The following is a 17,841-nucleotide window of genomic DNA, read 5'->3' as shown; positions in this document are numbered from 1 at the left end:
ATTAGCGATTTAAAATAGGGCTTTCTCGCTAAGCGTCGCTGTTAGCATGCAAAGCTATATAAAAAATATTTAGCCCCTTACTATCTCATAGCACCCATTGCTAAGGCGTTTTAAAACGCCTTTGCTTTCAAGTTCTTTAAAACACGCGATCACCGTGGGTTTGCTAGCTTTTGCTAGCTCGCAGACCTGCGCTATAGTAAGCAAGCAAATACCGTTTTCACCTGCGTTATCAGCCAAAACTTTCATAATATCATATTTTTTACCCAAAAATGCTCTTAAAATCGCTTCCAAATTTCAGCCTTTTTGTTATAATTGTAGCAAAATTATAAAAATCAAAGGTAAAAAATGAAGTTAATTTCGTGGAATGTAAATGGAGCAAGGGCGTGCGCAAGCAAGGGCGCATTAGAGTGGATAAAGCAGGCAAAGCCTGATTTTATCGGCTTTCAAGAGGTCAAGGCAAAAGCCGAGCAGCTGCCAAAAGACTTTAGCCAGCTTGGCTATAACACGCTTTATGTAAATAGCGCAAAGCGTGCTGGCTACTCAGGCGTGGCAACTCTTTCAAACTTTAAAAGCGAGATTTTCAATGCTCGCTTTTTTGATGATGATGAAGGGCGTGTGATAGAGCATGTTTTTGGCAACACTCATCTTTTTAACATTTATTTTCCAAATGGGCAAAGTGGCGATGAAAGGCTAGCTTTTAAAATGGATTTTTACGCTAAGTTTTTGGCGCATATTAAAGCTCTTGCAAAAGCTGGTAAAAGCGTGATTTTCTGCGGTGATGTAAATACCGCCCACCGTGAAATCGACCTTGCTCGCCCTAAGCAAAATGAGGATGTGAGTGGATTTTTGCCCATTGAGCGTGCGTGGATTGATGATGTTATCGCTGCTGGCTTTGTAGATACTTTCAGGCTCGTGCGTGGCGATGAAAAAGACCGCTACTCGTGGTGGAGCTACCGCGCAGGCGCAAGAGAGCGAAATGTGGGCTGGCGGATTGATTACTTTTTTGTTAGCAGCGACCTTGTCCCAAAGGTCAAAAATGCAGATATTCTAGCTGATATTACAGGCTCAGATCATTGTCCTGTCATGCTTGAGATTGATTTATAAAATCTAGAATTCCTAGGAATTCTAGCATAGAGTTTTTTTACTTCGCATCCGCTGGCCCAGGGTTAGGGGGTATTTTTTTATAATTTATATTTTATAAGATTATAAATATTAGCCTAGAATTCCCAAAGAGAATTCCCAAAAACTAAAATTCCCTAAGCCTTGTGTCATCCCCCGACTTGACCCTAGGATCTAATCACAGAGAATTCTAAAATTCCGTCTAAAATTCCGTCATTGCTAAAATTCCGTATAGAGATCCCCTAGTCAAGTTGGGGGATGACATAGTAGGGAATTTTAGATAAAATCTAGAATTCCTAGCTTCGCTCGCTTTGCCCCCCAATGACGGAATTTTAGACGGAATTTTGAACGAGATTGCTCCCTCGCAATGACGCAGAGAATTCTAGAATTCCCAAAAACTAGAATTCCAAAACTAAAATTCCCAAAAGAGAATTCTCCATTAACACCGCCCCTGCCAAATCTTTTTAATTTTAGAATAAATATTTTAGTCTCCACTCATTTGAGCGTTTTTTTTCACCTCATCAAGGGCGTAAAAAACTTCACTAATAGCCTTTAAATCATCACTTTTAAAGCCTAGATTTTTTTTCTCTAAAAGCGTGCTCATTAAAGCTGAGTTTTGCGCCATTTCATTGCCAAACTTTGCGCCATTTGCGGCGATCATCGCTAGTTTTGGATCCATTTTTGCCTTTTTTTATCTTTTTATTATCCAGCCGACAAAGCGACCGGTTTTGCCATCTCTGCGATATGAAAAGTAGTTTTTATCACAATGCGAACAAATTTCGCTAATTTCATAGTTTGTTGCGCCAAGCGCGTTTATTTCAGCCCTTAGCGCTGCTGTGATGTCAAAAAATCCGCCATTTTTATAAGCGTTAAACTCGCCCAAGTTCATATCGCCTATTTCATAGCAAGAGCCTTTTATATGTGCGCCGATGATGATTTTAAGGTCTTTTGGCTCGCTTTTCATTTCTAACACGCACTTTGAAAGTATTTTAGCACACACCCCTGCCCTGCCAGCGTGAATTGCAGCGATTATGCCCTGCTTTTCATCACAAGCGACAATCGGCGCACAATCAGCCACCATCACGCATAGCCCCACATTTAAAAGCCTGGTAAAAAGAGCATCGCACTTTGGCGCAGTTTTAGCAAAATTACTTAAATTCTCGCTTGTTACTTCAAGCACATAGTCGCTGTGAATCTGCTCCATAAAAACTAGGCTACCAGCCTTTATTTCACGCTTTAAAAGCTCTCTATTTTTTGCCACTGCTGCTGCTTCGTCGCCAGTGTGAAAGCCAAGATTTAAGGTATCAAATGGTGCTTTTGAAACCCCGCCAAAGCGAGAGCTAAAACCAAAATTTATCATCAAAACAGCCTAGAATACAGCTCGCACTCGTCCCAGCTAAGCTCGTGCTTTGGAATTCTAGTTTGAAATTCCAAAACTCTGGCTGCATAGCGAGCTAGTAGGTCAGTTTCAATGTGAAGTCTGCGACCCTGCTTAAACTCGCCAAAAAGCGTGTCTTTTAGCGTAATAGGGATAATGCTAAGGCGGATAATATCACCTTTAATCTCGCTAATCGTAAGGCTCACACCCTCAATAGCAATGCTGCCTTTGTGCGCTACAAAAGACAAAATATGCTCAGGCAGCCGCACAAAAAAATCACTACCGCTAGGGCGAACCTGCGTGCTTATAAGCTTGCCAATAGCGTCAATATGTCCTTGAATAAGATGCCCATCAATGCTAGCACCATATCGCAAGGCAGGCTCAAGATGAACTAAGGCGCCACTACATAGATTTTCAAGCGCAAGGTGGCTAGCACTCTCGCTACTAAGCTCCACGCAAAAACCCTTGCTATCATACTTTACCACGCTTAGACAAGCACCATTTACCGCCACAGAAGCCCCCATGCTCACCTCTAGCTTAGAAGCAATATTTAGCGTTTTACCATCATTTGAGATAATTTTTCCAAAATCTTTTATTAAACCATTAAACATAGCGCAATTATAGTAAAATTTTTGTTATAATTGCGAAAAATCTATAATTTTTAAGGGCAAAAAATGGACAAAATTGTCGCAAATAGCGATATAGTTGTAAAAAATTATCTTAGCGATGATGACGCGAAAAGACTAAAAGAAGTCTATGAGCTAAGCAAGGCTGGCAAGCTCAAGCATTACAGCATTAAAGAAGCCAGAAAAATGATAAAAAAACGCATAGCCAAGGCTTAAATGAAAACGCACGAGATAGAATTCTAGAATTCTTACGGAATTTTTACGGAATTCTAAAATTCTTACGGAATTCTTACGGAATTCCAAAAAAAATAGATAATTTAAGGCTTCTAGTATCGTGCGCCAGATGTGGCGAAACTGAGAAAAAACGAGCGCAGGCGCACTTGTCGTGCGTCAAGCGAAGTTTTTTTAAAGTTTCGTCGCAGATGGTGTGCGAGACGAAGCCTTATTATAAAGGTAATTTATGAATTATGATGTAATTATCATCGGCGGCGGCCACGCTGGCATTGAAGCCGCTCACGCAAGCGCAAAAATGGGCGCACAAACGCTACTTATCACCACTTTATGCGAGCAAATCGGTGCTGCTAGCTGTAACCCAGCAATAGGCGGCCTTGCTAAAGGGCATTTGGTAAAAGAACTTGACGCTCTTGGTGGCGTGATGGGCTTAGCCACAGATAGCTCAGGGCTGCAATTTCGCATATTAAACGAGAGCAAAGGCGCTGCTGTGCGTGGCTCAAGAGCTCAAATAGACATGGACGCATACCGCATATACATGCGAAATCTGCTGCTAAACACGCAAAATCTAGATATAAGCCAAGAAATTGCCACTGAAATTTTAACTAGCAAAGGCGAAATAAAGGGCATTAGAACACGCATAGGCAACGAATATAGCTGTAAAAAACTCATAATTACCACAGGAACTTTTTTAAAAGGCGTGATCCATGTAGGGCAAAACACGCAAAACGCAGGGCGAGTGGGCGAGCTAGCTAGCGGGGAGTTAAGCGCAAGCCTAAGGGGGCTAGGCATCGAGCTAGGCAGGCTAAAAACTGGCACTTGCCCACGGGTTTTAGGGCGGAGCATTGATTTTAGCGTTTTAGAGTGCCAAAATGGCGATGAGAGACCAAGTCCATTTAGCTTTCGCACCAAGCGTGAGAGCTTTGTGCCAAAGCAGCTGCCTTGCTACGTGGCATACACAAACGAGCAAACACATGAGATAATCCGCTCAAACTTTCATAGAGCACCGATGTTTACAGGGCAGATTTCTAGCACTGGGCCACGCTACTGCCCTAGCATAGAGACAAAGATTTATGAGTTTTCTGAGCGTTCTCGCCACCATGTTTTTATAGAGCCACAGACAAAAGATGCTAGCGAGTACTATCTAAATGGACTCTCAACCAGCCTACCTTATGATGTCCAAGTCGCTATGCTACGATCGATTAAAGGGCTAGAAAATGCTAAAATCACTCGCCCAGGATATGCTGTGGAGTATGACTTTGCCCAGCCTACGCAGCTATTTCATAGCTTGGAGACTAGGGCTATAAAGGGGCTTTATCTATCAGGGCAGATAAATGGCACCACAGGCTACGAAGAGGCAGCCGCACAAGGGCTAATGGCAGGCATTAACGCAGTTTTAGCACTTCGTGGAGATGGGCCTTTTGTTTTGCGCAGGGACGAGGCATATATAGGTGTGCTGATTGATGATCTAGTTACAAAGGGCACAAACGAGCCTTATAGAATGTTTACAAGTAGGGCTGAGTTTCGCCTGCTCTTGCGTGAGAGCAATGCGCATTTGCGCCTTAGTGAGTATGGGTATAATTTTGGGCTAATTGACGAGGGGCAAATACAGCGTGTAAGAACTCTAAAAAATGAGCTAGAGCGTGGCATGCAGATACTTACAAGCACTATTGTAACGCCAAATAAAGCCACACTTGCTATGCTAAAAAACCTTGGCGAAGAAAAAATAAACGCAAACGCAAGCCTACAAAAAATCGTGGCTAGAAAAAGCTTTAACGCTGAGAAATTAAGGACTTTACATGAGTTTTTTGCGCCTTTAAATCAGCAGAGCATTGATGAGATTTTAACACAGGCAAAATACCATAACTACATTTTACAAGAACAAGATGAAGTAGCAAAAATGCGTGCTTTGTATGATAGCAAAATACCAAGTATGCTAGACTACGATGCTGTGCCAAGTCTAAGCAATGAAGTACGAGCAAAGCTAAAAGCTCACCGCCCAGCCACGCTTGGCTCAGCCTTGCAAATCAGTGGCATAACCCCAGCAGCAATAGAAGTGCTACAAATTGCGATAAAAATGGTAGAGCGTGGCAAAAATTAGCAAATTGTTATTGCGGACTTATTGCACCAAAATCTAGCTATGTGCTAGCGCTGCGATGAACTATTTGTTCTATCTTGCGCCGCACACAGCCAGCTTTTGGCACACTAAGCCCACACTAAAATTCGCTATTTTTAACTATACAAAAAGCAGAATTTAAGCAAAATTAGCTATAATTGCGAGTTTTATTTTAGCAAGAAAGGATACGCAAATGCCAAAAATGAAAACGGTAAAAAGCGCTTCAAAACGCTTTAAATTAGGCAAAAATAAGATCAAACGCGGTTCAGCGTTTCGCTCTCACATTTTGACTAAAAAATCACCGCAAAGAAAACGCAATCTTCGCAGCTCTCAATATGTAGATAGCACAAACGAAGCTAGCGTTCGCAAAATGCTTTGCAAATAATCTAAAAGAGGTTTTTTAGAATTCTAAATTCTAGAATTCTAGATTTAATTTAACCGCCGCTTCGGCAAAGTCCCTTTTAAAGGGCGCCACACATAAAAGGATAATAAAATGGCAAGAGTTAAAACAGGCGTAGTTCGCCGTAGAAGACACAAAAAAGTCTTAAAATTAGCGCGTGGATTTTTCAGCGCACGCCACAAACATTTTAGAAAAGCAAAAGAGCAATTAGAGCGCTCATTAGTCTATGCCTTCCGTGACAGAAAGGCTAAAAAGCGTGATTTCCGCCGTCTTTGGATCATCCGTATCAATGCTGGATGCCGCCTAAATGATATTAGCTACTCTCGTTTTATGAACGGGCTTAAAAAAGCAAATATCGAGCTAGACCGCAAAGTGCTTGCAAACCTAGCTATGAGCGATGCAGCCGCATTTGCTAAAGTCGTAGAGCTAGCAAAAAAAGCTCTATAATCACAAGGAATTCTAGAATTCCCTAAGTAATTCTAGAATTCCGCCCTTTTATTTATGAATATCTCTATAACACTTGAAAATATCAAAATCGAGCCAAGCTGGAAAGAGGCTTTAAAGGCTGAGTTTTTAAGCCCTTATTTTAGCGAGCTAAAAGCAAAATTACTACAAGCAAAAGCCACGCACAAAGTCTATCCACCAAGCAATCTAATCTTTAATGCTTTTAATCTAACGCCATTTAACGCTGTAAAATGCGTGATTTTAGGGCAAGATCCGTATATTAACGAAGGCGAGGCGATGGGGCTAAGCTTTTCTGTGCCAAAGGGCGTGAAAATCCCACCAAGTCTTAAAAATATCTTTAAAGAGCTTAGTAGCGACGTAAACATTGAAACTAGCGGCTTTTGCGGCGATTTATCACCTTGGGCAAGGCAAGGAGTGCTGCTGCTAAATGCCACTTTGAGCGTAAATGCTGGGGCTAGCAATTCTCATAGCACTTTTGGCTGGCAGGTCTTTACAGACGCTGTGATAAGCACTCTAAGCCAGCAAAAAGAACACCTAGTTTTCATGCTTTGGGGGAATTTTGCTAAAAGCAAAGCAAGTTTGATTGATAGCTCTAAGCATTTAGTGCTTTGCGCTGCTCACCCTAGCCCACTAGCAAGAGGCGCATTTTTTGGCTCAAGGCCTTTTTCAAAGTGTAATGCCTACTTACAAAATCACGGAATTTCCCCTATAAACTGGGATTTAAAAGGAGAGTTATGAAAAAACTACTACTACTTTGCCTTGGGCTTTGTGCGCTTTGTGCCGAGCCAAAAGTGCTTATTTTTGGCGATTCAAACACCTTTGGCACTACTGATAATCAAGGTGGCGCGCACGATGAGAACAAGCTATATTGGGCTATTGCTTCAAAAGCTCTAAATAAAAAAGCTGATATTAGGGTAAATGCGCTGCCAGGTCGCACGATAGGGCTTGATTTTCCTAGCGAGCATTTTAACGGCTTTAAGGCTCTAAAAGAGACTTTAAGGGCTGAGAGAGCCGATATTTTAGTCGTTATGCTAGGCACAAATGACCTTTTAATCGGCGCAAAGCCAGATATGGCAGCAGAGGCTTTTAGCAATTTTATCACTTATGCTAAAAAACAAGGCATAAAAAGCCTACTTATCATCGCTCCGCCTTTGCTAGATTTTGGCGATGAAAAGGGTGCAGAGGTGCTAAAATCATACTCTTTGGCCTTTAACGATGAGCTAAGAAAAATCGCAAATGAAAATAACGCATTTTTTATAGACGCTATAAAAATCATAGGCAAAGCTAAGGAAAAAGACGGCGTTCATTTAAGCCAAGAAGACCACGCAAAGCTAGCACCAGCAGTCGCTAACTGGCTAAATGAAATCTTGAAAAAATACTAGATTTTATTGCTTATTAAGTGCGTTTAAACTAGAATTCCGCAAAATTTCGTAAAAGGGCAAAAATGAAACACTTACTAATAATCGGCGCAGGTGGCGTCTCGCGCGTAGCTACGGTAAAATCAGCAATGACTATGGCAAAGGGCGAGGCTTTTTCTAAAATCACGCTAGCAAGCAGAACAAAGAGCAAATGCGATGAAATAGCCGCTTTCATAAAAGAGCGAGTGGGCGTGGATATAGCCACAGCCGAGGTTAATGCTGATGATACAGCCGCAGTCGCAAGCCTTATTAAAGAAATAAAAGCTGATTTACTGCTAAATCTAGCTTTGCCTTATCAAGACCTTACTTTGATGGATGCTTGCTTAAAGGCTGGAATTCCTTACATTGACACCGCAAACTACGAGCATCCTGATACTGCGCACTTTGAGTATAAAGAGCAGTGGGCAAGACATGATAAGTTTAAGGACGCTGGTCTCATGGCTTTGCTTGGCTCTGGCTTTGATCCAGGTGTTACAAATGTGTTTTGTGCGTATGCTAAGCAAAATCTTTTTGATGAGATAACTGAGATTGATATATTAGATTGTAACGCAGGCGATCACGGATATCCTTTTGCTACAAACTTCAATCCTGAAATAAACCTGCGTGAAGTAAGCGCAAAAGGCCGCTACTACGAAAATGGCAAGTGGATAGAAACTGAGCCTCTAAGCGAGCATTTTAGCTGGGATTATCCAAAGGTCGGTGAGCGTGAGAGCTATTTGATGTATCACGAAGAGTTAGAGAGCCTTGTTAAAAATATCCCAAGCTTAAAAAGAATTCGCTTTTTTATGACCTTTGGCGAGAGTTATTTGCGCCATATGAAATGCCTAGAAAATGTCGGTATGCTTCGCATTGACGAAGTCGAGCATAATGGCGTAAAAATCGTGCCTATTCAGTTTTTAAAGACCTTACTACCTGATCCTGCCACGCTTGGCGCAAGGACTAAGGGCCGCACAAACATAGGCTGCGTGATAAGTGGCACCAAGGGCGGCAAACCTCGCAAAGTCTATATCTACAATGTCTGCCAGCACGAAGACTGCTATGCTGAAACTGGCGCGCAGGCTGTAAGCTACACTACTGGCGTGCCTGCGATGATAGGCGCAAAGCTAGTAGCAAAGGGCATTTGGGCAGGCAAGGGTGTATTTAACATGGAAGAGTTTGAAGCAAAGCCATTTATGGACGAGCTAAACGCAAATGGCTTGCCGTGGGAAATGATTGAAATGCCTTGCTAAAAGGCTGGTTTTTGGAGTTTTATAATAGAAAGTCCAAAAACCAAATATTGCTTATTTTTAAAAATATTTAAGTAAAAATTACTATATTTCGCTTTTAATCTTACTTTTAAAAGAACAAAAAAACTTATAATTAGCACTCTTAGTTTGTGCGTGTTTTGGGGGTTATGGGGGTATTTTTTAAGTTAATTACTTAGGAATTCTAGATTTTAGTCCAGAAATTCTAAAATTCCTAGTGATTTTAGCTTAGAAATTCTAGAATTCCTAGGAATTCTAGATTGTCAAAAGCCCAAAGTGTTTATTTGTTATTTTGCCAGAGCATTACGCAAATATCAGGTTCTTTTGGCATTCTTTTTATCCAAAAAACAGGCTCGCAAGATAGATTAAAAGGTTCTTTTCGCAAATCAAGTGGTCTGTATTGACCTGTGTTGATTTGAGCGTTTAAGCTAGGCGAGTCAAGCAAATCATTTGCTATCAAAGCGTATTTAAAGCGTGGCAAATTTGCGATAAAATGTGAAATCTTATCATTATCTAAATGTTGTAAAACATCTTTACAAATTAGCAAATCTGCGTCCTTAACTTTATCAAAATCTCCATCGTAACAAATAAAGTTTATATTATGAGCCAAGAAGTTTTTTAAATTTCTTGTAATTACGAAGTTTGCTACATCATATCCTGTATAAGAAATACCGCTAAAATCTATGTTTTTGCTAAATTGCCAGTCACCACAACCTACATCACTTATAGTTTTTATATTGAATTTCTTAAAAAAATCTTGTAAAAATGATACATATTCGACATTTAAACTTTCTTTGCTACCGCTTCCGCTACCATTGCCCCAAGCATTTGTTTCGTAAATGGTATCAAAAATATTATTAATATTTGAGTTTTTTAAAAGCAAAGTTTTTATAAAATTAACTTCTTTATAAACTGCTATAATGTTGTTATTTAGCGCATTTATATGCTCTAAGCTAACACCCCCCCCCACTAAACTATTTGTATTTGACATCTGCAATCCTTTGAAAATAATTTAATACCAAGAAATTCTAGAATTCCTAGTGATTTAGCTTAGAAATTCTAGAATTCCCTAGAATCTTATAATGTACTCATATCAATTACATAGCGAAAATCGCCAGCACCGCTTAGTAATTGCTCATAAACCCAGTCAATTTGATTTGCCTTAACCACTTGTATTTCTGGCAATATCCCTGCTTTTAAAGAAAAATCAAGCATTTCTTGGGTCTCTTTCATAGAGCCTATACACGAGCCTGAGAGCTTCTTTTGCCCAGCAAAAACAAGCTCAGCCACATCCATACTAGGACGCTCTCCAAGCGGTGGTAAGCCCACCACGCAAAACTCTCCGCCGTGTTTTAAAAGCCTAACATAAGCACTCAAATCATAATTTGCAGGAATCGTACAAAGTATAAAATCAAAACGCTCGCCTATGGCCCTAGCGTCTGTGCTGTCATATAGAGCCTTACAGCCCAGCTCTTTTGCGATTTTTTCTTTTTTGCGATTTCTAGCAAAGATACTAACCTCAGCACCCATTGCCAGTGCGTATTTTGCGCCCATTAGCCCAAGTCCGCCAAAGCCAGCGATCGCTACTTTGTGCCCAGGGCGGATGCCAAAGCGTTTTAGCGGCGAGTATGTCGTGATCCCAGCGCAAAGCAGCGGCGCAACTCTGGCTAGATCAGCACTGCTTGGCACAGTTACGGCAAACTCATCACGAACGACGATATTATCGCTATATCCACCATATGTAGGCTCGCCTCCGTGGTAGATATCAGCGCAGTCATAGGTAAAGACTGTTTTGCCCTCCTCGCAGTACTGCTCCATGTCAGCAGAGCATGCTGGACAGCCGCATTTACCATTTACCATGCAGCCAACTCCAGCAAAATCGCCTACTTTAAACTTCGTTACTTTTGAGCCCACAGCTACAACCTGCCCAGCTATCTCATGTCCTGGCACCATAGGATAGATGCCCTCGTGCCACTCGCTTTTTGCGCTGTGGATGTCGCTGTGGCAGATGCCGCAGTATTTGATTTCTATTATTATATCGTGTTCGCCCATAGCATGACGACTACCTTGCCAAAGCTTAAACTTTGCGTTTTTATCAGCCACAGCATAGCTTTTAAAAGGCACACGCTCGCCAGCTTTTACATTTTTAAAATCACTCATTTTTGCTCCTTTTGTAGATTTTTTAGGATTATACAGCATTACACCTAGTGTGAGTCAAGGGTTTTTATGAATTTTAGCGATTTCATCTAGAATTCCTGGGAATTCTAGATGAAAATATTATTTTTTCTTGCGAAGGGCTTTTTGTGCGGCTACATCGTCTTCTAACATGACTTCGATGCCGCCTTCTGTGTTTATTACATACTCGGCTTTTGCGGCTTTATACTCCCACATAGCACCAGTTACAGGGTCTACGATAGCCCAGCCGATGATGCTAGGGCCTAGTAGATTGCCCCACGAGTAGTAGCCGTTTACATCAGCATCTAGCGCAAACTCTCTTGTTTTGTAGCCTTCTTTTGCGAGTATTATGCTGTAGCGACGGCTTTTCATGAAGCCGCCTTCTTTTTTGATATCTATGCTAATAGGGGTTTTGCCTAGCACCTTGCGCTCGCCGCTTGTGTGGTCTACTAGTTCAAGTGTTGCGTTGCTAGGTAGGCTGCGGATTTCTATTTCTTGGGCGTATTCTTGCTTATTTATAGTAGCACAGCCGCTAAAAACTGCGATAACTGCGCTTAGTGCGAAAAATTGCTTTAACATTTTTTTATCCTTTTTTGGTTTTGTGAAAGCAAAATTATAGCAAAAATAATAGAGATTTTAGGCAAATTTTACTTTTTATTTTAAGTAGTTATTTAGGGAATTCTAGAATTGCTTAGGGCTTTTTTACAGCTGCCGCAAGCCAAAAACACTGCGCTAAATCTAGAATTCCCTCTAGAATTCCCTAGGGCTTTTTTGCGGTTAGGGAATTCTAGAATTCCCTAGTGCAGAGATCCTAGGGTCAAGTCGGGGGATGACACAGGTGGTGAATTCTAAGCAATTCTAGAATTCCCTAAAAAGAGATTGCTCCCTCTGCTCCCTCACAATGACGAATTTTAGGGAATTCTAGAATTCCTTAGGCTTCTATACTTAGCACATCGCCGCCAAGCTCTAGTAGCTGGGCTTGCATTTTCATCACTTGCGATTGTAAGGCGTTAATCTGGCTTTGTAAGGCTTGTTTTTGCTCCATATCATCAGTTTTGCTAAGCTGGCTCATTAGAGCTTTTATTTGCTTTTCAAGGACTTTTATCATTTTTTCTATGCTCTTAGCAAGCTCGCTCGTTCCACCACTACCTGCGCTACTTTCTTTTTTATCATCTTCATCATCGCCACTTATAGCTTCACGCATTTGTCTGCCTTGTTCTATGGCTTCGCTTACTCGCTCTAAGCCAGTTTTCTCATCATCGCCAAGGTTTTCTCTACTAGGTTTTGATACTGTGATGTTGCTTGCATTTGAGAGATTATTTTGTATTTCCATTTTAGCTCCTTTGGCTCTATATCGGTGCAAAAGCCCTTTTATTTAGCCGTTTGATATGCGAGCTCTAATCTCTTCAAAGTTATATTCGCGCAGTATTTTGCCGTTTTCAAATACTGGCACAAGCTGATTTTGCTCGCTTGCTAGCTCATCTAAGCGTATGGTTTTCCAGTGCTTACCATCACGCACGAGGGCTAGGCGGCCTGGCTTAGAGTGTTTGCTTGGATCACTTATAGGCTCTTTTGCTATATTTTGCCAGTTTATGCCGTCTTTTGAGACAGCTGAGGCTTTCATAGCAAAGCGCAGAGTATCACGGCTAAGGTGCTGTAATAAAGCCCCACCCATACCAAAAGCGATATTATCGCTACTAATGCCACGCATTTTAAGCTCGCTTAAAATATCTCCAATGCGCTCAAGCTCAATGCCATCGCCATATATAACACGCACAAAATCAGGCAAAACAAGATAGCCTTTTTCATTTTTTCTAGCCCCAACTAGCTCAATAAGCCTTTCAATACAAAGTATAGCCATAGCTACTGGATTGCCACTATCAGGGCGAAGGACGACTCTGCCGCCACGCTCTTTTATGCTTGGCATGAGCTTGCTCCACTCTAAAATCGCATTTTCTATATTGTAGCTATCAATCACACAGGCAAAAACACTATCTCCAAAACGCTCGCTCATGTTCGCATAAGCTAGATTTTCACGCTCTTTGCCCCATGCTGTCATGGTAGAGTGCTCGCTAGCTGGTATGCTAAAAGCAGCCATATCTGCCCCATAAAACTGCCTAGCAAACAAAGCACCTGAAATCGTATCTGATCCTTTGAAATTTAGCAAATGAGCTGAGCCGCCAATGCCAGCACTCTCAAAGCTAGAAACTCCCCTAGCCCCAAAATCATGTAGCTTAAAATCAATCTCGCTTGGCGAGCCAGTCTCGCTTAGAAAACGGCTTATTAGCTCTTTACAAAAATAGCTATTTGTAGCTACTGCTACTGGATACCAAATGGCTCTAAGTAGCGCAGTCTCCACCCAGCCAACAAGCCAAGGCACATTTGCGTCTGTGTTTTGCATCTGAACTAGGACATTTTCAGTAGGCACAACAGAGCCCTCAGCTACTGCTTCTATGCGAAGCGGCAGGGCACCGCCGTGTTCTTTTAGTATATATTCCCAGCCTTTTTCATTAAAAGGCAGACCATGTGGGGCGGCAAACTCTTTTGCTTCTTTTATATCATCAGCGGTGATTTTTTGGCTCAAATACGCCTTTAAAAAAGCCTGCAAACCATAAAAAATCACCCTATTCCACCTACCACCACGGCTTTCAATGTATGAGCTAATAAATTTTAGCTCTGGTGGGTATTGTAAGTAGTGCGAGAGTTTGTAACTATCTGTGTTTAGGATAGGATTCATCTTTGTCCTTAAAGAAAATTTTTTGCGAAATTCTAGCAAAAATTATTCTTTATTTGCTAAAATTCCGTAAATTTTTAGTAGAATAGCAAAAAATCAAAAGGCAAAAGATGAAAATACAACAAATTGCACCACTTAAAAATGATTATTTAGAAAGCATAGGCTTTGCGTGGCATAGCGACATTGACGGCAGCCGCTATGTGCCTGGCGAGCTTGTAGAGGTTAGTAGCGAAGAGTGCGAACGCTACTACGAGGCAGCAAATGAGCTTTATGATATGTTTGTAGCCGCAGCCCAGCATGTGATAGATAATAATCTTTTTCACGAACTAGGAATTCCATATAACCTAGTAAATTTAATAAAAGCAAGCTGGGAAAATGATGTTCACTGGCATTTATATGGTCGTTTTGATTTTGCTGGCGGCATCGATGGTAAGCCTATAAAACTACTTGAGTTTAATGCTGATACGCCAACGGCTGTCTTTGAGACTGCGATTTTACAATGGGCGATGCTAAAGCAAAATGGACTTGATGAGAGTGCGCAGTTTAATGACTTATTTGACGGATTAGTTGAAAACTTCAAAAGACTACTAACGCTTGATGATGATACTAGCGGCTTTGAGGATATGCTAGCGCAAAATGATTTTAAGATTCTCTTTACTTGCTTGGAGGGCAGCGTCGAAGACGAGCAGACTACTAGATTGCTTCAAGCAGCAGCCACGCACGCTGGGTATAAAACTCGCTTTGCTTATATCCATGAAATCGCCTTTGATGATGAAAATGGCGTGTTTATGGAGGGCGAAAATTATGAGTTTTTATTTAAACTTATTCCTTGGGAGAGCATAGCTATTGAAGAAGGCGAGCTAGCCTTGAGACTAGAAAATATAATCGCAAACCAAAAAGCAATCATACTAAATCCTGCTTATACTCTGCTATTTCAAAGCAAGGGCATAATGAAGATTTTGTGGGATCTCTACCCAAATCATCCCTTGCTTTTAGAAAGCTCTTATGAGCCACTTTCTGGTAAAACCTGCGTAAAAAAACCATTTTTAGCAAGAGAGGGTGCTAATGTAAGTGTGCTGGGCGCAAATGGAGAAATACTAGCGCAAAATGATGGAGAATACGGCAATCAAAAGTTTTTATACCAAGAATACACCGAGTTACCACAAGACGCAAAAGGGCAAAAGTATCAAGCAGGCGTGTTTTTTGCCTTTGAGGGCTGTGCCTTAGGCTTTCGCAAAGGCGGAGAAATCATAGATAATTACTCAAAGTTTGTAGGGCATATAATAGTGTGAAAATCATAGTAGGAATTAGCGGCGCAAGTAGCGTTCATCTTGGCATAAGAGCAGCAAATGAAATCTTAGCTGCTGGGCACGAAGTCTGCGCTATAATAAGCGATGGCGCAAGAGTAACATTTAAGAGTGAAAAAGCGTGGGAGTATTTGGGGAATTCTAGAATTCCTAAGGAAAATCTAGGGAATTCTAGAATTCTTAATGACAATCTAGGGAATTCTAGAATTCCTAATGAAAACTTCTTGCAAATTGAAGAGTTTTTGCATGAAAAAATAGATATCCAAAGCAATATGAGCGACGCCGCAGCTAGTGGGAGCAGCGGCTATGAGGCGATGATAATAGCCCCTTGTAGCTCAAACACCCTAGCAAAAGTAGCTGCTGGAATCTGCGATAATCTACTTTTAAGGGCTGCTGCTGTCATGCTAAAAGAGCAAAGAAAGCTAATCATCGCCCCAAGAGAAATGCCCTTTTCGCCGCTGTCTATAAAGCATATGAGCGAGCTAAGCGGCCTTGGCGTGATGTTTGCGCCGCCTATGATAGCGCATTATAGCAAGCCTTTAAGCCTAAATGATGCTGAGAATTTCATTATTGGCAAGTGGCTTGATTGCTTAAATATAAAAAATAATTTATTTAAAAGGTGGAAAATATGAGTGAAAAACTAAAAGTAGTTTTGCTTGATCGTGATACGCTAGGGCCTGATAGCGATGTGAGCATTTTTAGAGAGTTTGGCGAGTTTACTAGCTATGGAATTACTAGATATAAAGAGCGAGCCGAGCGTGCAAAAGACGCTGATATCATCATCACAAATAAAGTACTGATGGATAGAGAGCTATTAAGCGGTAGCAAAATCAAGCTTATTGCGCTAACAGCAACTGGGATGAATAATGTAGACTTAGAGGCAGCCAAAGAGCTAGGAATTGTGGTAAAAAATGTAGCAGGATATTCTACAAATAGCGTGGCGCAACAATGCTTTGCTAATCTTCTTGCCCTGCTTAATCACACGGCTTATTATAATGAGTATTGCACTAGCAAAAACGGCTGGGCTGGATCTGAGCTTTTTGCGCATTTAAACCTACCGATTCGTGAACTTGCTGGCAAGAGCTTTTGCGTGGTGGGGCTTGGCGATATCGGTAAAGCAGTGGCAAAGATAGCCGCTGCCTTTGGCTGTGAGGTGTGCTACTACTCAACATCAGGCAAAAACGATAATAAAGAGTGGCGACAAGTGGATTTTGAGACTGCGCTAAAATGCGATATAATCAGCATTCACGCTCCGCTAAACGAAAAGACAAAAGGGCTTTTTGGCGCAAAAGAAATCGCTAAGCTAAAAACCGGCGCAATTTTAGCAAACTACGGCCGTGGCGGTATCGTAGATGAGCAGGCGATCGCCGATGAGATCGATAGGCGTGAGATTTACTTTGCTAGTGATGTGCTTGAGCGTGAGCCGATGAGGGAGAATCATCCCTTTTTAAAAGTCATTCGCAAAGACAGACTTAGCCTTAGCCCACATATCGCTTGGGCTAGCGTAGAGGCTAGAAAAACGTTAATGGAACTAGTGGCTCAGAACATCCGCACATTTATAAAGGAGAGAAAATGAAAAAAATATTTTTTGCGCTAATTGCTAGTTTTGCACTCTCTAGCGCAGTTTTTGGGGCTAAATATAAAGAGCTGCCTGATAATATCCAGTTTCAAAACGCTCATGGCAGCGTAATAGAGGTCTTTAGCTATGGTTGCATTCACTGCTATAATCATCACAAAGCCCGCACTCTAGCAAATGCTAAGAAGCTTGGTGCTAGCGTGGAGGTGTGGCAAGTGGAGCAAATGGCGCCTTTTGGAGCTGATTTTGCTAAGATTTTGGCTTTTGCAGGGGCTATAGATACTAAAAATGAAACTGCTATCACAGATGAGAGCAGCATGACAAAGAGCATTATGGATGCGTATTTTGAGGCGACTTTTGTGATTAGAGCAAGTTTTAAGAGTGCTGATGAGTTCTACGCACCAGCTCTTGCTATCTTTGAAAAAGCTGGGCATATAGTAAGCATAAATGATATCCAAAACTACAGCCAAAGCGACGCTGGCAAAGCGTATCTAGCAAGAAGTGCCCAGGGGCTAGAAGTAGCTAAAATCGTAGGCACGCCAGCCTTTGTGGTAAATGGCAAATATGTGCTAGAAAATAGCCAGATAAAAAGCGAAGAGGATTTTACAAATATAGTAAAAGAACTGCTAGCAAAATAGTTTTTATTGCAAAATCCTAGGAATTCTAGAATTTACCTTAGAAATTCCAGAATTTGTCTTAGGAATTCTAGAATTCCCTAGCTTAAATTCATTTAAGTTTTCATCAAAATACATCTCATTTTGATTTGCAAACTTTTTTTAAAAATATACTATAATCTCGCTCACAATAGCCTAAAAACTTGTGAATTTTTCTAAGTTTATGATTTTTTTGGCTATTTGAAACAACTGACCCGATTTTAGGGGATTTCTTTTTTATGTGGGGGCACTACACCGCACCCCAAAAAAATCTAAAATTCCTAGGGCAAAATCTAGAATTCCTAGAATTTATTCTAGGAATTCACAAAATCTTGCTAGTATCTTTGCGCTACAAGCAATTTAGTCTATTTGCACTTAGCTTTGGTCTTTTGATGCTTG

Annotated in this window: 21 protein-coding genes; 12 read left to right on the top strand and 9 right to left on the bottom strand. The window is 41.1% G+C overall.

Features of this window, described 5'->3' with window-relative positions:
* Positions 1-69: 69 nt before the first annotated feature.
* Positions 70-291, bottom strand: coding sequence for a helix-turn-helix domain-containing protein (locus PTQ34_RS04580; RefSeq protein WP_273932344.1), 222 nt, complete (start codon positions 289-291; stop codon positions 70-72).
* Positions 292-345: 54 nt separating this feature from the next.
* On the opposite strand from PTQ34_RS04580, the gene PTQ34_RS04575 reads away from it, so the two are divergent.
* Positions 346-1,104 carry an exodeoxyribonuclease III gene (locus PTQ34_RS04575; RefSeq protein ID WP_273932343.1) on the top strand — a complete coding sequence of 253 codons (759 nt, stop codon included), beginning with the start codon at positions 346-348 and terminating at the stop codon, positions 1,102-1,104.
* A 499-nt stretch (positions 1,105-1,603) separates the two neighbouring features.
* On the opposite strand, the gene PTQ34_RS04570 is transcribed toward PTQ34_RS04575, so the two are convergent.
* From PTQ34_RS04570 to PTQ34_RS04560, 3 genes are read right to left on the bottom strand one after another with little or no spacing between them, the layout of a single operon-like run.
* Complete coding sequence (locus PTQ34_RS04570; protein WP_273932342.1) at positions 1,604-1,798, bottom strand: hypothetical protein; 195 nt, start codon at positions 1,796-1,798, stop codon at positions 1,604-1,606.
* A gap of 12 nt (positions 1,799-1,810) precedes the next feature.
* A complete protein-coding gene (pgeF, locus tag PTQ34_RS04565; protein ID WP_273932341.1) occupies positions 1,811-2,479 on the bottom strand; it encodes a peptidoglycan editing factor PgeF in 669 nt (222 codons plus the stop codon).
* A complete protein-coding gene (locus PTQ34_RS04560; protein WP_273932340.1) occupies positions 2,479-3,108 on the bottom strand; it encodes a riboflavin synthase in 630 nt (209 codons plus the stop codon). Before PTQ34_RS04560 ends, pgeF begins: the two co-directional genes overlap by 1 nt.
* Before the next feature lie 63 nt (positions 3,109-3,171).
* Between PTQ34_RS04560 and PTQ34_RS04555 the strand changes: the two genes are divergently transcribed.
* The 7 genes from PTQ34_RS04555 to PTQ34_RS04525 all read left to right on the top strand — a co-directional run bounded on the left by PTQ34_RS04555 (position 3,172) and on the right by PTQ34_RS04525 (position 8,982).
* Positions 3,172-3,339 (top strand): hypothetical protein, encoded by a 168-nt coding sequence (locus tag PTQ34_RS04555; protein WP_273932339.1) that lies wholly within the window; start codon positions 3,172-3,174, stop codon positions 3,337-3,339.
* Positions 3,340-3,583: 244 nt separating this feature from the next.
* Positions 3,584-5,455 (top strand): tRNA uridine-5-carboxymethylaminomethyl(34) synthesis enzyme MnmG, encoded by a 1,872-nt coding sequence (mnmG, locus tag PTQ34_RS04550; protein WP_273932338.1) that lies wholly within the window; start codon positions 3,584-3,586, stop codon positions 5,453-5,455.
* Positions 5,456-5,663: 208 nt separating this feature from the next.
* Complete coding sequence (gene rpmI, locus PTQ34_RS04545; RefSeq protein WP_273930236.1) at positions 5,664-5,855, top strand: 50S ribosomal protein L35; 192 nt, start codon at positions 5,664-5,666, stop codon at positions 5,853-5,855.
* Between the two features lie 108 nt (positions 5,856-5,963).
* Entirely contained in the window at positions 5,964-6,317 is a 354-nt protein-coding gene (gene rplT / locus PTQ34_RS04540; protein WP_273930237.1) for a 50S ribosomal protein L20, read from the top strand.
* Between the two features lie 60 nt (positions 6,318-6,377).
* Entirely contained in the window at positions 6,378-7,073 is a 696-nt protein-coding gene (ung, locus tag PTQ34_RS04535; RefSeq protein ID WP_273932533.1) for a uracil-DNA glycosylase, read from the top strand.
* Positions 7,070-7,717: a GDSL-type esterase/lipase family protein gene (locus tag PTQ34_RS04530; protein ID WP_273932337.1), complete on the top strand. Its 648-nt coding sequence runs from the start codon at positions 7,070-7,072 to the stop codon at positions 7,715-7,717. The genes ung and PTQ34_RS04530 overlap by 4 nt, the downstream gene beginning before the upstream one ends.
* Before the next feature lie 62 nt (positions 7,718-7,779).
* Positions 7,780-8,982: a saccharopine dehydrogenase family protein gene (locus PTQ34_RS04525; protein ID WP_273932336.1), complete on the top strand. Its 1,203-nt coding sequence runs from the start codon at positions 7,780-7,782 to the stop codon at positions 8,980-8,982.
* A 295-nt stretch (positions 8,983-9,277) separates the two neighbouring features.
* Here the strand turns inward: PTQ34_RS04525 and PTQ34_RS04520 are convergent, their stop codons facing one another.
* From PTQ34_RS04520 to PTQ34_RS04500, 5 genes are all read right to left on the bottom strand, one after another.
* Positions 9,278-9,988: a class I SAM-dependent methyltransferase gene (locus PTQ34_RS04520; protein WP_273932335.1), complete on the bottom strand. Its 711-nt coding sequence runs from the start codon at positions 9,986-9,988 to the stop codon at positions 9,278-9,280.
* 86 nt (positions 9,989-10,074) lie between these two features.
* Positions 10,075-11,157 (bottom strand): NAD(P)-dependent alcohol dehydrogenase, encoded by a 1,083-nt coding sequence (locus PTQ34_RS04515; protein WP_273932334.1) that lies wholly within the window; start codon positions 11,155-11,157, stop codon positions 10,075-10,077.
* 117 nt (positions 11,158-11,274) lie between these two features.
* Positions 11,275-11,751, bottom strand: coding sequence for a peptidase associated/transthyretin-like domain-containing protein (locus PTQ34_RS04510; RefSeq protein ID WP_273932333.1), 477 nt, complete (start codon positions 11,749-11,751; stop codon positions 11,275-11,277).
* 352 nt (positions 11,752-12,103) lie between these two features.
* Entirely contained in the window at positions 12,104-12,505 is a 402-nt protein-coding gene (locus PTQ34_RS04505; RefSeq protein ID WP_273932332.1) for a FlxA-like family protein, read from the bottom strand.
* A gap of 42 nt (positions 12,506-12,547) precedes the next feature.
* Positions 12,548-13,909 carry a nicotinate phosphoribosyltransferase gene (locus PTQ34_RS04500; RefSeq protein WP_273932331.1) on the bottom strand — a complete coding sequence of 454 codons (1,362 nt, stop codon included), beginning with the start codon at positions 13,907-13,909 and terminating at the stop codon, positions 12,548-12,550.
* A 107-nt stretch (positions 13,910-14,016) separates the two neighbouring features.
* Here PTQ34_RS04500 and PTQ34_RS04495 point away from each other — a divergent pair, with 107 nt between their 5' ends.
* From PTQ34_RS04495 to PTQ34_RS04480, 4 genes are read left to right on the top strand one after another with little or no spacing between them, the layout of a single operon-like run.
* Positions 14,017-15,198 carry a glutathionylspermidine synthase family protein gene (locus tag PTQ34_RS04495; RefSeq protein WP_273932330.1) on the top strand — a complete coding sequence of 394 codons (1,182 nt, stop codon included), beginning with the start codon at positions 14,017-14,019 and terminating at the stop codon, positions 15,196-15,198.
* On the top strand, positions 15,195-15,845 hold the full coding sequence (locus PTQ34_RS04490) for a UbiX family flavin prenyltransferase (RefSeq protein WP_273932329.1): 651 nt from the start codon (positions 15,195-15,197) through the stop codon (positions 15,843-15,845). The genes PTQ34_RS04495 and PTQ34_RS04490 overlap by 4 nt, the downstream gene beginning before the upstream one ends.
* Complete coding sequence (locus tag PTQ34_RS04485) at positions 15,842-16,789, top strand: D-2-hydroxyacid dehydrogenase (RefSeq protein ID WP_273932328.1); 948 nt, start codon at positions 15,842-15,844, stop codon at positions 16,787-16,789. Before PTQ34_RS04490 ends, PTQ34_RS04485 begins: the two co-directional genes overlap by 4 nt.
* Positions 16,786-17,427: a thioredoxin domain-containing protein gene (locus PTQ34_RS04480; RefSeq protein WP_273932327.1), complete on the top strand. Its 642-nt coding sequence runs from the start codon at positions 16,786-16,788 to the stop codon at positions 17,425-17,427. Before PTQ34_RS04485 ends, PTQ34_RS04480 begins: the two co-directional genes overlap by 4 nt.
* Positions 17,428-17,841 lie beyond the last annotated feature (414 nt).

It is taken from the genome of Campylobacter magnus, assembly GCF_028649595.1.
GTDB lineage: Bacteria > Campylobacterota > Campylobacteria > Campylobacterales > Campylobacteraceae > Campylobacter > Campylobacter magnus.
The sequence above is the reverse complement of the archived record's forward strand: the minus strand, read 5'-3'. Positions and strand labels throughout refer to the sequence as shown.

Coding starts and splice junctions, on each gene's coding strand:
- rplT (WP_273930237.1), top strand. CDS start 5,964: ATGGCAAGAGTTAAAACAGGCGTAGTTCGCCGTAGAAGACACAAAAAA.
- PTQ34_RS04530 (WP_273932337.1), top strand. CDS start 7,070: ATGAAAAAACTACTACTACTTTGCCTTGGGCTTTGTGCGCTTTGTGCC.
- PTQ34_RS04520 (WP_273932335.1), bottom strand. CDS start 9,988: ATGTCAAATACAAATAGTTTAGTGGGGGGGGGTGTTAGCTTAGAGCAT.
- rpmI (WP_273930236.1), top strand. CDS start 5,664: ATGCCAAAAATGAAAACGGTAAAAAGCGCTTCAAAACGCTTTAAATTA.
- PTQ34_RS04485 (WP_273932328.1), top strand. CDS start 15,842: ATGAGTGAAAAACTAAAAGTAGTTTTGCTTGATCGTGATACGCTAGGG.
- PTQ34_RS04525 (WP_273932336.1), top strand. CDS start 7,780: ATGAAACACTTACTAATAATCGGCGCAGGTGGCGTCTCGCGCGTAGCT.
- PTQ34_RS04495 (WP_273932330.1), top strand. CDS start 14,017: ATGAAAATACAACAAATTGCACCACTTAAAAATGATTATTTAGAAAGC.
- PTQ34_RS04505 (WP_273932332.1), bottom strand. CDS start 12,505: ATGGAAATACAAAATAATCTCTCAAATGCAAGCAACATCACAGTATCA.
- PTQ34_RS04575 (WP_273932343.1), top strand. CDS start 346: ATGAAGTTAATTTCGTGGAATGTAAATGGAGCAAGGGCGTGCGCAAGC.
- PTQ34_RS04500 (WP_273932331.1), bottom strand. CDS start 13,909: ATGAATCCTATCCTAAACACAGATAGTTACAAACTCTCGCACTACTTA.
- PTQ34_RS04560 (WP_273932340.1), bottom strand. CDS start 3,108: ATGTTTAATGGTTTAATAAAAGATTTTGGAAAAATTATCTCAAATGAT.
- mnmG (WP_273932338.1), top strand. CDS start 3,584: ATGAATTATGATGTAATTATCATCGGCGGCGGCCACGCTGGCATTGAA.
- pgeF (WP_273932341.1), bottom strand. CDS start 2,479: ATGATAAATTTTGGTTTTAGCTCTCGCTTTGGCGGGGTTTCAAAAGCA.
- PTQ34_RS04515 (WP_273932334.1), bottom strand. CDS start 11,157: ATGAGTGATTTTAAAAATGTAAAAGCTGGCGAGCGTGTGCCTTTTAAA.
- PTQ34_RS04555 (WP_273932339.1), top strand. CDS start 3,172: ATGGACAAAATTGTCGCAAATAGCGATATAGTTGTAAAAAATTATCTT.
- PTQ34_RS04480 (WP_273932327.1), top strand. CDS start 16,786: ATGAAAAAAATATTTTTTGCGCTAATTGCTAGTTTTGCACTCTCTAGC.
- PTQ34_RS04570 (WP_273932342.1), bottom strand. CDS start 1,798: ATGGATCCAAAACTAGCGATGATCGCCGCAAATGGCGCAAAGTTTGGC.
- PTQ34_RS04510 (WP_273932333.1), bottom strand. CDS start 11,751: ATGTTAAAGCAATTTTTCGCACTAAGCGCAGTTATCGCAGTTTTTAGC.